At 71.7% G+C, this 12,474-nt stretch carries 14 protein-coding genes; 5 read left to right on the forward strand and 9 right to left on the reverse strand.

What is annotated here, in order from left to right; genetic code table 11:
• Position 1: 1 nt before the first annotated feature.
• The 5 genes from IEY82_RS13705 to IEY82_RS13725 all read right to left on the reverse strand — a co-directional run bounded on the left by IEY82_RS13705 (position 2) and on the right by IEY82_RS13725 (position 5,117).
• Positions 2-1,078 carry a polyprenyl synthetase family protein gene (locus tag IEY82_RS13705; protein WP_189124462.1) on the reverse strand — a complete coding sequence of 359 codons (1,077 nt, stop codon included), beginning with the start codon at positions 1,076-1,078 and terminating at the stop codon, positions 2-4.
• Positions 1,075-2,412: a hydroxysqualene dehydroxylase HpnE gene (hpnE, locus tag IEY82_RS13710; protein ID WP_189124463.1), complete on the reverse strand. Its 1,338-nt coding sequence runs from the start codon at positions 2,410-2,412 to the stop codon at positions 1,075-1,077. Before hpnE ends, IEY82_RS13705 begins: the two co-directional genes overlap by 4 nt.
• The gene (gene hpnD, locus IEY82_RS13715; protein ID WP_225263235.1) at positions 2,409-3,266 is read right to left on the reverse strand and encodes a presqualene diphosphate synthase HpnD; all 858 of its coding nucleotides are present in this window, start codon (positions 3,264-3,266) and stop codon (positions 2,409-2,411) included. The genes hpnE and hpnD overlap by 4 nt, the downstream gene beginning before the upstream one ends.
• A gap of 7 nt (positions 3,267-3,273) precedes the next feature.
• The gene (hpnC, locus tag IEY82_RS13720) at positions 3,274-4,116 is read right to left on the reverse strand and encodes a squalene synthase HpnC (protein WP_189124465.1); all 843 of its coding nucleotides are present in this window, start codon (positions 4,114-4,116) and stop codon (positions 3,274-3,276) included.
• A gap of 260 nt (positions 4,117-4,376) precedes the next feature.
• Entirely contained in the window at positions 4,377-5,117 is a 741-nt protein-coding gene (locus IEY82_RS13725) for a polysaccharide deacetylase family protein (RefSeq protein ID WP_189124466.1), read from the reverse strand.
• Between the two features lie 23 nt (positions 5,118-5,140).
• Here IEY82_RS13725 and IEY82_RS13730 point away from each other — a divergent pair, with 23 nt between their 5' ends.
• The gene (locus IEY82_RS13730) at positions 5,141-6,355 is read left to right on the forward strand and encodes an MGDG synthase family glycosyltransferase (protein WP_225263238.1); all 1,215 of its coding nucleotides are present in this window, start codon (positions 5,141-5,143) and stop codon (positions 6,353-6,355) included.
• Here IEY82_RS13730 and IEY82_RS13735 read toward each other — a convergent pair.
• Positions 6,323-7,201 carry a DMT family transporter gene (locus tag IEY82_RS13735; protein ID WP_189124467.1) on the reverse strand — a complete coding sequence of 293 codons (879 nt, stop codon included), beginning with the start codon at positions 7,199-7,201 and terminating at the stop codon, positions 6,323-6,325. The genes IEY82_RS13730 and IEY82_RS13735 overlap by 33 nt on opposite strands.
• On the reverse strand, positions 7,198-8,076 hold the full coding sequence (locus IEY82_RS13740) for a DMT family transporter (RefSeq protein WP_189124468.1): 879 nt from the start codon (positions 8,074-8,076) through the stop codon (positions 7,198-7,200). Before IEY82_RS13740 ends, IEY82_RS13735 begins: the two co-directional genes overlap by 4 nt.
• A gap of 153 nt (positions 8,077-8,229) precedes the next feature.
• Here IEY82_RS13740 and IEY82_RS13745 point away from each other — a divergent pair, with 153 nt between their 5' ends.
• Positions 8,230-9,168, forward strand: coding sequence for a ribose-phosphate diphosphokinase (locus IEY82_RS13745; protein ID WP_189124469.1), 939 nt, complete (start codon positions 8,230-8,232; stop codon positions 9,166-9,168).
• Between the two features lie 260 nt (positions 9,169-9,428).
• Positions 9,429-10,190, forward strand: coding sequence for a nucleotidyltransferase domain-containing protein (locus IEY82_RS13755; protein WP_189124470.1), 762 nt, complete (start codon positions 9,429-9,431; stop codon positions 10,188-10,190).
• A 133-nt stretch (positions 10,191-10,323) separates the two neighbouring features.
• On the opposite strand, the gene IEY82_RS13760 is transcribed toward IEY82_RS13755, so the two are convergent.
• Positions 10,324-10,752, reverse strand: a complete 429-nt coding sequence (locus IEY82_RS13760) for a PaaI family thioesterase (protein ID WP_189124471.1) — start codon at positions 10,750-10,752, stop codon at positions 10,324-10,326.
• Between the two features lie 145 nt (positions 10,753-10,897).
• A complete protein-coding gene (locus tag IEY82_RS13765) occupies positions 10,898-11,452 on the reverse strand; it encodes a TetR/AcrR family transcriptional regulator (RefSeq protein WP_189124472.1) in 555 nt (184 codons plus the stop codon).
• A 73-nt stretch (positions 11,453-11,525) separates the two neighbouring features.
• Between IEY82_RS13765 and IEY82_RS13770 the strand changes: the two genes are divergently transcribed.
• Positions 11,526-12,152 (forward strand): FMN-dependent NADH-azoreductase, encoded by a 627-nt coding sequence (locus tag IEY82_RS13770; protein ID WP_189124473.1) that lies wholly within the window; start codon positions 11,526-11,528, stop codon positions 12,150-12,152.
• Entirely contained in the window at positions 12,149-12,463 is a 315-nt protein-coding gene (locus tag IEY82_RS13775) for a DMT family transporter (RefSeq protein WP_189124474.1), read from the forward strand. Before IEY82_RS13770 ends, IEY82_RS13775 begins: the two co-directional genes overlap by 4 nt.
• The last annotated feature ends 11 nt before the right edge of the window (positions 12,464-12,474 follow it).

Consider the following 12,474-nt stretch of genomic DNA (forward strand, 5'->3'; position numbering starts at 1 on the left):
GTCAGTGATCCCGGGCTGTGATGAATCTGGCGATGTCCAGGAATTCCTCCCGGACGGCTGCGGGCATCTCCACGCCGGCGAGGTGGCGACCGGCGGTGTCGAGCCGGTGTTTGGCCTCGGTCTCGGCCCAGGTACGCCCGCCCGCCTCGGCCACCAGCCGGGCCGCCTCCACCAGGTCCTGCTCCGGCAGCGGTTCCGGCCGCGCCAGGAGGTGGGCCAGGCGCTCGCCCGCCGCGCCACCGCCGGTGATGGCCGCGACGATCGGCAGGCTCTTCTTGCGGGCGCGCAGGTCCGACCGCACCGGCTTCCCGGTGGTCTCCGGGCTGCCCCAGATGCCGAGCAGGTCGTCGGCCAGTTGGAAGGCGAGACCGGCCTCGGCCCCGAAGGCCGCCAGCGCCTCGACCAGCTCCGCGGACCCGCCGGCCGTCATCGCGCCGATCGAGCAGGCGCACGAGAGCAGGTCACCGGTCTTGCGCGCCGACATCCGCAGGCACTCGTCGAGGCTCACGTCGTCGCGTCGTTCGAACTCCAGGTCCATTCCCTGGCCCGCGATGAGCCCTCGTACGGCCAGGCTCAGCGAGCGCGCCGCGTCCAGGTGGCCGGGGCCGTCGCGCTCGACCAGCAGCTCCCCGGCCAGCGCCAGCAGGGCGTCACCCGCCAGGATGGCCTCGGAGCCGCCGAACACCGTCCAGGCGGCCGGCCGGTGCCTGCGCATCCGGTCACCGTCCATGAGGTCGTCGTGGAGCAGCGAGAACGCGTGCACGAGCTCCACCGCCGCGGCGGCCGGCGCGCACCGCTCGACGTCGCCTCCGGCCGCCCTGGCCGAGAGCAGCACCAGCGCGGGCCGCAGCGCCTTGCCCCCTCCTGAAGAACCTCCTGAGGAACCTCCTGTGGAACCGCCTGAGGAACCTCCTGAGGAACCGCCGCCCGCCGAAGCTCCGCCCGGCTCCTCGGTCCAGCCGAAGTGATAGCCGGCCACCCGGGCCGTGATCGGGTCCAGCCGGCCGACCGCCTCACGCAGGACCGGGTCGACCAGCCGCCTGGCCGCCGCCACCACGGCGGGCACGACCGGAGTCATGAGGCGGCCCGTAGTAGCAGGTGCCGTCTGACCAGTCCGGCCGCGTTGAGTCCGCTGCGCACCGCACCCTCCATCGTGTCGGGCCAGCCCGTGTCGGTCCACGCGCCGGCGAGGAAGAGCCCGGACCACCTGGTGGCGGCCCCAGGCCGGAGCGCGCCGCTGCCCGGCCCCTGGCGGAAGGTGGCGCGCCGTTCTCTGGTGACGAAGAAGTCGGCGAGCCGCGCCCGCCGTCCCTCGGGAAACAGCCGCTCGATCGCGGGCACGAACTCCGCCTGGATCTTCGCGGTCGGCAGGTCGATCCACCGGTCGGCGGCCGACACGGAGATGGTGAGGTACTGGCCCCTGTCCAGCCCGGCCACGCGGGTCTTGTCGAAGACCCACTGCACGGGCGAGCCCACGACGGCGGCGAACGGCAGGTCGGTGACCGGACGGTCGTAGACGACGTGCACGTTGACGATCGGGCTCGCGGCCAGCCCCTGCCAGCGGTCCTTGTCGGGCGAGGCCGCGGCGGGGACGATCCTGGCGGCCTGTTCGTGCGGCGTCGCCACGATCACCGCGGACACCGGGATCCGGTCGCCGTCCACGACGATCATCGGGCCCGGCTCGATGGCCGTGACCTTCGCCGACAGCCGCACCTCGCCGCCACGCCGTTTGACGGCGTCCTGGGCGGCGGTGCCGTGCAGTTCGCCGAGCGGCGCGGCCGGAATGCCGAGGTCGGCGGCGTCGGCCCGGCCGAGCAGGGCGGTCCTGAACACCTTCACCGCCGGCCCGAGGGCCGCCTCCTCTGCGCCGACGTTCAGCGCCGCCATCGAGAAGAGCTCCCAGAGCGCCTCCCGCGCGGGATCGCGCTGACCGTTGGCCGCCAGCCAGCTCGCCAGGTCGACCTGGTCGAGCGCCGCGTCGGCCGGGTCGAGCCGGGTCAGCGCGAGCGAGGCGCGGACCGCGCGCAACCGGTCGGCCGGCCGCAGGAGGGAGTAGGTCGCGAGAGCGGGCATCAGATGGAACGGCCCCGGCAGCGCCGTCCGGCGCAGGCGTCCCGTCCGGCCCTGCGAGGTGAGGACCCGGACGTCGAACCGGTCCTGCAGCCGCACCCGGCCGGCGCCGCCGATCCGGTCGAGCAGCCCCCGGTAGGCCGTGCAGCAGCGCAGGAACACATGCTGGCCGTTGTCCACGACCAGCCCGTCACGCTCGAACGAATGGGTGGCGCCGCCCAGCCGCGGGCGGGCCTCGTACAGGGTGACCGCGTGCCCGGCCTCTCCCAGGGCGACGGCCGCGGCGATGCCCGCGAGCCCGCCCCCCACGACCGCGACCGGAGCCGGCGGTGCGCCGCTCACGAGCGTCCGCCCATCAGGGCGCGGGCGGCGATCGTCGTCTTCCGCCACGTGGGCAGCGACGATCTGGCGGTCAGCGCCTCGACGGGGTGGGCGGCGATGCGGTCGAGCAGGGACCGGTAGATGCCGGCCATCGCGGCGGTGCACGCCGCGCTGCGCCGGTCGAGCAGGGGCACCAGGCGGATTCCCTCCTGATACCACTCGCGGGCCCGTTCGGCCTCGTACCGGACGAGCGCGGCCAGCCGCTGCGGCGCGTCGGTGAACCGGCCGGAGGAGTCGACGTCCAGCGTGCAGCCGAACCGCTCCAGATCCTCCGCCGGCAGGTAGACGCGGCCGGCCAGCCGGTCCTCGCGTACGTCGCGCAGGATGTTGGTGATCTGCAGCGCCACGCCCAGCGCGTCGGCCAGCGGCGCGGCGGCCTTGGGGTCGTCGGCGCCGAAGACGCCGAGCGACAGCCGGCCGATCGAGCCGGCGACGCATCGGGAGTAGAAGAGCAGGTCCTCGAAGTCCTGGTAGGTGGTGCCGCGCACGTCCGCCGCGCAGCCGTCGATCAGCTCCTCGAACGCCTCCAGCGGGATGGGGTAGCGGCGGGCCGCGTCGGCCAGGGCGTACATCACGAGGTTGTCGTCGTCGGGCCGAGCCTCGCGCAGCGCGGCACGGGCCTCCGACAGGCGGACGAGCCGCTGCTCGGCGGGCCCGTCGCCGTCCCCGATGTCGTCGATCCGGCGGGCGAAGGCGTACACGGCGCTGAGCGCGCGGCGCTTCGGCGCCGGCAGCAGCCGGATCCCGTAGGAGAAGTTCCTCGCCCGCGTGCGGACGATCTGTTCGCAGCGCCGGTACGCGTGGGACACGGTCACCGGTTCGTCACCTCCATGTCGCGAGAATGCGGAGCCACGAGGCCAGCGAACGGCTGCGGCGTGGGCGGATGGCCTGTCCCAGGACGTCATGAGCCGACCGTTCGAGCGCCGCGACGGTGGTGAGGCCCCCCGCGACGTATCCGGCGACCGCCAGGCGGGCGTATCCGGACAACGAGGCGACGAGCGGGCGCCCGTCCTTCAGCATCCGCGCGGCCCGTCCGGTCTGCAGGGCCACCACCTGGCGCAGCGCCTCCGGCGTGGTCGCGCCGGCCAGGTCGGTCTCGGCGCAACCGAACCGGCGCAGCTCCCGGCCGGGCAGGTAGACCCGGCCCCTCGCGTAGTCCTCACCCACGTCCTGGCAGTGCTCGATGATCTGCAACGCGGAGCACACCCGGTCGGACAGGGTCAGCCGCCGGGGAGCCGCCGCGCCGAACACGTGCAGCACCAGGTGCCCGACGGGGTTCGCGGACAGTTCGCAGTAGCCGAGCAGGTCATCGAAGGTGTCGTAACGGCTGACCGTCTGGTCGCGCCGGTTCGCCTCCACCAGCCGGCGAAAGGGTTCGGCCGGAATCGAACAGGTCTCGACGGTTCGCGCGAGCGCCCGGACGGGTGGCAGGCGCGGGCTCGATCCGGCGTACAGGCGTGCCAGGTCCGACTCGACGTCGCCGAGCAACCGCAGCCGGTCATCCGGCGCGGCCTCGTCGCCCAGGTCGTCGACGAATCGCGCGAACCCGTACACGGCGAGCAGGTGCCGCCGGTAGGCACGCGGCAGCACTCGCAAGGCCACGGGGAAATTCTCCCGCTTGGCCTTCGATATGAAATTGTGCATGCAGTCCTGCTGCGATGCCATTGCTACGGAATCTCCACCGATTGGCGCCACAAAACTACACAGTCGCCATTCATTGGCATCTATTACGCGGCCTCGGTGTCGAATTTACGCATTCATGCGACTTCTCTTCGCGCCATCCATCCGGAATCGCCCATAAGCCAAATATTTCCGAAATCACTGTTTTATCGGTACGGGTCCGCGGACACGTGATCTCCGCCCAGCACGGAGGAGGACCGCATGCCCAGCCCACCACAGCACCGCCGCACCAGGAGGACGCGGTGCTAGGCGGCGCCGGACACCGCGCCCGCCCCGGCGACCCCGTGCTCGCGCAGCGCCCCCACCCGCAACCCCATCCGACGGCACCGCTCCACCACCTCGGGCAGCGCGCCGAGCGCCGACCGCCAGCACTCCGACGCGGCCGTGTGGTCGGAGTCGTGCAGCAGGACGGTCGCGCCACCCCGCAGACCGGGCAGCAGCGTCGCCATGACCGACGCCGGGCTCGCCTCGGCCGTCCAGTCCTTGCCCCACACGGTCCACAGCACCGGCCGCAACGCGCACAGCCGGGCCGCGACCAGCGCTTCGGCGCTCAGCACACCGTACGGCGGGCGATACCAGACAGGGCGGAATCCAGTGACCTCCCGCACCAGGTCCACCGCCCGGCCCATCTCCGCGGCGACCTCTCCCGGCCGGGCGAGGAGGGTGTTGACGTGCCGCCAGCCGTGCAGGCCCAGCTCGTGGCCCTCGGCGACGATGCGGCGGGCCACCTCGGGATGGCGCTCCAGCATCTCACCGAGGACGAAGAACGTCGCCCGGCAACCGAGCCGCCCGAGCTCCTCCAGAAAACGCGGCGTGGACCGCGGATCGGGGCCGTCGTCGAAGGTCAGCGCCACGTGCCCGGCGCTGCCCACTCCGGCCAGGCCCGGCAGCGCCCGCCGCACCGCGGGCAGCCAGGTGACGGCCGGGCCGGCGTGGACCAGCGCCAGACCCGCCAGCGCCACCGGGAGGGCCGCCCACCGCGCCACCTCACGCCCCCGTGGAGCGGAGCGTGAAGGCGGCCGGCCGGCGCCTCCTGATCATCAGCGCCGCCATGGGCACCGGCCACGACCAGGTGGCCGCGGAACTCGCCCGGCGGCTCGCCGCGCAGGGCGCCGAGGTGGAGATCATCGATGTCCTCCGGTTGCTTCCCATGGGGCTGGGCCCGCTGCTGCGCCACTGGTACCACTGGATGATCACGCGCGCGCCATGGCTGTACGAAGTCATCTACCGGGTCTTCTTCGTCGGCAAACGCGCCCCGTCGACCTCGCCGCTGACCGTCCTGGCCGGGGCCCGTCTGCGCCGCCTGATCTCCCACCGGCCGCCGGACGAGGTGATCTCCGCCTTCCACCTGGCCGCCCAGGTGACCGGGAGACTGCGAGGGCGGGGCGAGCTGCCGGCTCCCAGCACCGTGCTGGTGACCGACTTCGCCGTGCACCGGCTCTGGCTGCATCCGGGCAACGACCGGTACCTGTGCCCGAACCCCGCCGTGATCCCGCGTCTCGCCGCCGCGACCGGGCGACCCTCGTTCCACCATGCCCCCGTCGTACGCCCCGGCTTCCTCCGCCTCTCCCCCGCCCCACCGCGTACACCTGAGACGCGTACAGCTGAGACGCGGACACTCGGAGCGCGGACACCCGGAGCGCGGACACCCGAAGCGCCGACGTCCACTGCCGATCGGGACAGGAGCCGGGCCCGGGTCGGCGACCGGATCGGCGTGGCCCCCGGCGCCCGGCTGGTGCTGGTCTCGGCCGGATCCTGGGGGGTGGGCGAGGTGGCGCGGACCGCCCGCATCCTCGCGCGTTCCGGCAGGTACACACCGGTCATCCTGTGCGGGCACAACGACGGGCTGCGCCGCCGGCTGACCGCCGCGCGGACGGGCCCGGTCCTCGGCTGGCAGGAGGACATGCCGGAGCTCATGTCGGCGGCCTACGCGCTGGTGGACAACGCCGCCGGGCTGACCTGCGAGGAGGCGTTCGCGGCGGGCCTGCCCGTCGTCTCCTACCGGCCCATACCGGGCCACGGTCGCGACGGCGCGCTGGCCATGGCACGGGCGGGCGTGAGCGCGCACGCGCGGACCGGCGCGGAGCTCCTCGACGCGCTCGACCGGCTGACGGACCCGGGCCGGCGCCACGACCAGGTCGCCCGGGCGTCGGCTCTCTTCCTGTCGCCGCCCGCCGAGGCGCGTCTCATCTCAGCTCCGCTGCTTGGGCTTCGTCTGGGCTAGCAACTGAGCCCTGACCTGCGGAGACTTGGCGAGCAGGAAGCTGCCGAAGAAGATCGAACCGATGCCGATCGCCTCCAGGATGATCCACGGGCCCGTCCGGACGCTCTCACCGAACATCATGGTGCCGTAGAGGATGCTCGCGACCGGATCACTGATCGTCAACGCCGGCTGCGCGGCCACCAGCGTCCCGCTCTGCAACGTGTTCTGCAACAGGAACAGGCTGCACAGTCCCGCCGCCACCATCGCGTACGGCTGCCAGGAGGTCGCCAGAGTGGCCACGCCCTCCGCCAGGATGGAGGTGCTCTGCTTCATGAACGCGGCGGTGAAGGCGAACCCGATGCCCGTCGCCACCCCCAGCAGAGCGGCTCGGCCGTCACCCTCGATCAGTCGCGCCAGCAGGCAGAGCCCGATCACCACCGCGACCGTCACGATCGCCGCCAGGATCCACACCTTCGTGCTGGGCGGCTCCCGTCCTGTGCTGGGCGAGGCACTGAACAGGAAGAGCGCCAGTCCCACGCTCATCGTCGCCACAGCCAGCCAGATGCGCCCCTCCAACCTCATCTTGAACATCAGCGAGAGGAGCACCATCGTGAACGGCAGCTCCGTGGCGAGCACCGGCTGCACCAGGGCCAGCGGCCCCGTCGACAGCGCCGCCGCCTGAAAGGCGAACCCCGCGATGAGGGCGACGATCCCGCCCAGCCAGACCGGACGCCGGATCAGATCCAGAATGAGAGCCAGCCGGAACGCCTTGCTCTCGGGCACCGTTCGCGCCGCGATCCGCTGAAGGTTCGAGGCCACCGCGTTGGAGACGGCGGCGCACAACGCCAGCACAATCGAGATCATCATTCCGGCTCCTCCGGCCGCTGGGCGGCCTCCTGTTCCGATTTGGCAAGAAACGGGGACCGCCCGAGGATGATGATCCCCGTCACCATCGCGATCAGGCCGATCACTTCCGCCGCGAGCGCCGTCGGCGTGACCTGCAACTTCTCGGCGAAGATCGCGACGCCCAGCACGATGGCGACGATCGGTTCGGCGGCGGTGGTGGCCGGCAACGAGATCCGCAGCGGCGCGGCGTCGAACGCGCTCTGGTTGAGCAGCAGCCCGACCACGGCGACGCAGGGCAACAGATACGGCTGCCAGGTCATGAGGGCGGCGCCCGGCCCGTTGCCGAGCGAGATCACCGTGCTGCGCGTCAGCACGTCCTGGAGTCCGTACAACACTCCGGCCGCGGCCGCCAGCAACATGGCCTTGGTCGCCAGAGCGCAGCGACGCCCGGCGAAGACGAGCACGGCCGCGACGACGAGCACGAGCAGCACCACGAGCCACCGCAGGGAGTTGTGCGGGGGCGGATGACCCCCGTGTGGTTCCCCGAAGAACAGGAACAGCGTCACGCCGCCGCTCACCAGCACGGCCCCCAGCCACTCCATGAGAGCGAAGTGCTCCTTGTAGACGACGTGGGCGGCGGTCAGCGCGAACAGCAGGCTCGTCGCGAGAATCGGCTGGACCTTCGCCACGCTGGCCTGCCAGAGCGCGAACGCGCCGAGAAGCTGCCCGCAGACCATCAGGCCGATCCCCATCAGCCACAGCGGCGCGCGCGCGAGATCCAGCAGCAGGCGCGGATGCAGCATCTCGCCCAGAGGCAGGTTGTAGGCGGCATGCTGCTGGGCCACGTAGCCCAGGCCCAGGAGACACGCCGCCCCCAGGCAGACAGCGATCACCACGAGCGACGCCTCCCCCCACGGCACCCTTTCCCGCTGACCGCGAACCCCATACCTGCCCGCACGTCGGCGTATCGGCAGGTCAGACCCATTCCGGAGCGCCACGAACCCGCTGGAGGAGATCTCGCGGGCCGGTACGGATATCCTCTGTGAATCGTGCGAGACATCACGGTTTTCAGCGGTTCCGCCCACCCGGAGCTCGCCGAGGAGATCTGCGCCCACCTCGGCACGCCGCTCCATCCCGTCAAGATCAACCGGTTCGCCAACGACGTCCTTCAGGTCCAGTTGCAGGCCAACTGCCGAGAACGCGACGTCTTCCTGATCCAGCCACTGGTCCCGCCCACGCAGGAGCACCTGGTCGAGCTCCTGCTCATGCTCGACGCCGCGCGGGGCGCGTCGGCCGCCCGGACGACCGTGGTGCTGCCGCACTACGCCTACGCGCGCTCCGACAAGAAGGACGCGCCGCGCATCTCGATCGGCGCGCGACTGGTCGCCGACCTGATGGTGGCCGCCGGAGCCAGCCGGGTGCTCGCGATGACGCTGCACTCACCCCAGGTCCACGGCTTCTTCAGCGTGCCCGTCGACCACCTGCACGCGCTGCGCGAGCTGGCCGCCCACTTCAGGCGGTACGACCTGTCCAACACGGTCGTCGTCTCGCCCGACCTGGGCAACGCCAAGGAGGCCGCGGCCTTCGCCCGGCTGCTCGGCACCGAGGTGGCGATGGGCGCCAAACAGCGCTTCGCCGACGACCGGGTGGTGATCAGCTCGGTGATCGGAGAGGTCGCCGGCAAGGACGTGATCATCCTGGACGACGAGATCGCCAAGGGCAGCACGGTCATCGAGTTGCTCGACCGGCTGCGCGAGCGCGGCGTCGAGTCGGTGCGGATCGCCTGCACCCACGGTCTCTTCGCGGCCGACGCGATCGACCGGCTCAGCGCGCTGCCCGAGGTCGCCGAGATCGTCTGCACCAACACGGTGCCGCCGCCCAAGCCGAGCGACAAGCTGACCGTCCTGTCCATCGCCCCCGCGCTGGCCGAGGCCATGCGACGGATCCACGACGGCGAGTCCGTCAGCGCCCTGTTCGACACCCCCTGACCCGGACGCGGTGGCCGTCCACGGCGACCTGCGCGAGCCGGGCGCGCGATCGCCCCCGCCCTGCTCGTCGCCGAGCTGGCGAGACGGCGGCGACCCGGCGTCCCCCTGTGCGTGGTGAACATCTCCACCGACGCCGCCCGCGCCTTCCCCGCCTCACACCAGGCCCGCTGGATCACCGGCCAGGTGGCCGGCGGTCACGCGCTCTGATGCCGCCGCCGATGCACCTTTCGTCCCGGCGCCGAATCAGCCAAGGTGGCATCATGAGCGCTCCTACCGATCTTCTGCTGACGCGATTTCTGGAGGACCTGCGGCCCGTGGTCCCTCTCGTGGCGCTCTGGGCGCACGGCTCGCTGGCCAGGGGCGACTACCAGCCGGGGCGCAGTGACCTGGACCTGATAGCGGTCGTCGAGACACCCCTCACGGACGAGCAGCGCGCCCGCCTGGAGCGGCTGCACCAAGCCCTGGACCTGCCGCTCGCCGAGCACCTGCACTGCTCCTACCTGCCCCGGGACGAGCTCGCCGACCACGCGACCGAGCACGTGACGTGGGCGATGGGGGAGCTCTTCGAACGCCCGGTCACCGCCGTCACCCGCCGCGAGCTGCACGAAGGAGCCCTGGAACTGTACGGCCCGCCGCCCGCCGGCCTGCTCCCGCCGGTCTCCGACCAGGAGCTGGCCGACTTCGTCCGGGCTGACCTGCGAGGATTCTGGCTGGTCAAGACGCGTGGCCGGCGGCGCTGGCTGCAGGACGTCTGGGTCGATCTGGGCCTGGTGACCGTGGCCCGGGCGACGGTCACGCTGCGAGACGGCCGGTTGATCAGCAAGCGGGAGGCGCTCGGTGTCCTGCTCGATCTGGGCGCCCCCGCCAAGGTGGTGGCCGACATCCGGGCCCGCAGGTATGGTCTGCCGCGTCCCCGGCTGAGCCGCTTCCGCCGGGCCAGGCTGGCCCGCGCCTTCCTCAGAACGACGATCGGACAGACCCTGCGCACCCATGGAGACGCGCCCCCGGCAAGGCTCGGATGAGGAGCCTGCCGACGGAGCAGACCGGTGTCGCGACGGGTCGATGACCGGCGGTGTGTCGCGCCTCTATCGAACGGTCTGGATGCGTGCGGTCGCGGTGGCCACGGCCACGGGGCGGCCGTCGGGGCCGATCAGCTCACCGGCGAGAAAGCACACCCTCCTTGCCGCGCTGCACGATCCGCCCCCGGCCGAGCAGCCGCCCGGGCCGAGCGGGGCGGAGAAACTGGCGCTGCACGATCCGCCCCCGGCCCAGCAGCCGCCCGGGCCGAGCGGGGCGGAGAAACTGGACGTGCAGATCGAGAGTCGGCGCGAACTGGTTCTCCGGCAACGTCGCGACCAGGGCGGGGCCCAAGGTGTCGTCGAGCATCGCGGCCAGGAACCCCCCTTGGATCACCCCCACCGGGTTGGTGAACTGCTCGCTCGCCTTGAACGCCACCTCGATGGTGCCGAGCTCGGGATCCACCTCGACCAGCTCCCACCCGAGAAGCACCGCGGCAGGCGGCGGTGGAACCCGCCCCGCCCGCACCTCCCAGAACACCCCACGCCGTCCCGCGTCCACATCCATGAGCGCCATTGGACAGCATGCCACCGACACCTTCGGCTTCTCGACGGCCTCACACGAGGCCCGCTGGATCAGCGGTCAGGATCTCCGGGTGGCCGGCGGCCACGCATCAGACGAACCTCGCCGACGTACGGACGCTTCAAGGGTCTCAGCTCGTTCGCAGGATGCCGGCGAGTGTGGTCAGCGCTTCGGCGATCTGCGCCGGGGTGAGGCCGAGGCCGGAGCGCTGGTAGGCGTACACCTCGGGAGCGAGGGGTGCGAGCAGCACGTCCACCAGAGCGTCAGGCGCGGGGACACGGGCGGCGGCGAGCAGCGAGCGAACGTGCGCGCGCCAGAAGCCGTACGCGCCGGTCTCGAAGCGTGAGCGGCCCACTTCGCTGCCGAGCACCAGGTGGACGTGATCCTCGAGCAGACCCACCATGGCCGCGTAGAAGGCGGCCAGCCGCTCCGCAGGAGGCGCGCCGGGGCCGAGCGGCGGGTCACCGCGCAGGAGTTGCTCCTGCAGGGCCCGCTCGTGCTCGTCGAGCAGGGCCACGGCGATCGCGGCCCGGTCGGGATAGCGGCGGTAGAGAGTGCCACGCCCCACACCGGCCGCCTTGGCGATGTCGTCCATGGTCACGTCCTGCGGAGATCTCTGCGCGAACAGCCGGGCGGCGGCGGCGAGAATCCTCGCGCGGTTGCGGGCGGCGTCGGCTCTCTCCATGTGTTCCACCCTATCTGGACATAGTGTCCGGTTATGGTTAACTGGACACCATGTCCGCTTAGGAGGAGAAACCATGCTGCTGCACCTGGACGCCAGCGCGCGCCGCGCCTCGTACTCGCGGAGGCTTTCCGGCATGTACGCCGAAAGGTGGCGCACCGCCCACCCCGGCGACGGGTACGTTCACCGCGACCTGGCCGCCGACCCCGTACCGCACATCGGCGAAGCCTGGACCGAACTCTGCGACTACGTCCTAGAACACGAAATATCGGAAATCTCCCGCTACAAGGAGGCCGTCCGCACCCCCGCCCAGCAGGACGCCTGGGCCATCGTCGAGCCGCTCCTCGACGAGGTGGTGGCGGCGGACGTGGTGCTGATCGGCACCCCGATGTACAACTATTCGATCCCGTCGTCCCTGAAGGCCTGGCTCGATCAGATCACCTTCCCGAGGATGTCGCTGCGGGGGCGATCCTTCGTCGTGACGAGTGCCAGGGGCGGCGCCTACGGCCCGGGCACCCCGCGCGAGCCGCTCGACCACCAGGAGCGCTACCTGCGCGACTTCTTCCGTGGCCATTTCGGGATCGAGGACGTGACGTTCGTGCACGCCGAGCTGGTCAACGCGCTCCTGGACCCGGCTCTCAGGCACCGCCGAGTCGAGCACGACAGATCGCTGGCGGCGGCGATCGAGGCGGTGACCGGATGAACTGGGCCGTCCTGCTGCTGGCCGGGCTGGTCGAGGTGGCCTGGTCGCAGAGCATCAAACCGACGCAGAACTTCACCAAGCCGATCCCCACGCTGATCTGCCTCGTGCTGATGGCCGCCGCCGTCTGGCTGCTGTCCCAGGCGATGAACACGTTGCCGGTCGGCACGGCCTACGCGGTGTTCACGGGCATCGGCGCGGTGGGGGCGATCACACTGGGCGTCGTGCTCAACGACGACCCTCTGTCGGCGGGCAGAATGGCGGCGCTCGCTCTGATCGTCGGAGGGATAGTGTTGGCCCGAGTCACCACATAAGGGGAAAGGTC

The sequence above is a fragment of the Nonomuraea cavernae genome (genome assembly GCF_014646355.1).
Lineage (GTDB): Bacteria > Actinomycetota > Actinomycetes > Streptosporangiales > Streptosporangiaceae > Nonomuraea > Nonomuraea cavernae.

Excerpts from the sequence above, each read along its gene's own strand:
- IEY82_RS13775 (WP_189124474.1), top strand. The coding sequence starts at position 12,149 with ATGAACTGGGCCGTCCTGCTGCTGGCCGGGCTGGTCGAGGTGGCCTGG.
- hpnC (WP_189124465.1), bottom strand. The coding sequence starts at position 4,116 with ATGGCATCGCAGCAGGACTGCATGCACAATTTCATATCGAAGGCCAAG.
- IEY82_RS13765 (WP_189124472.1), bottom strand. The coding sequence starts at position 11,452 with ATGGAGAGAGCCGACGCCGCCCGCAACCGCGCGAGGATTCTCGCCGCC.
- IEY82_RS13705 (WP_189124462.1), bottom strand. The coding sequence starts at position 1,078 with ATGACTCCGGTCGTGCCCGCCGTGGTGGCGGCGGCCAGGCGGCTGGTC.
- IEY82_RS13735 (WP_189124467.1), bottom strand. The coding sequence starts at position 7,201 with ATGATGATCTCGATTGTGCTGGCGTTGTGCGCCGCCGTCTCCAACGCG.
- IEY82_RS13760 (WP_189124471.1), bottom strand. The coding sequence starts at position 10,752 with ATGGATGTGGACGCGGGACGGCGTGGGGTGTTCTGGGAGGTGCGGGCG.
- IEY82_RS13770 (WP_189124473.1), top strand. The coding sequence starts at position 11,526 with ATGCTGCTGCACCTGGACGCCAGCGCGCGCCGCGCCTCGTACTCGCGG.
- IEY82_RS13755 (WP_189124470.1), top strand. The coding sequence starts at position 9,429 with ATGAGCGCTCCTACCGATCTTCTGCTGACGCGATTTCTGGAGGACCTG.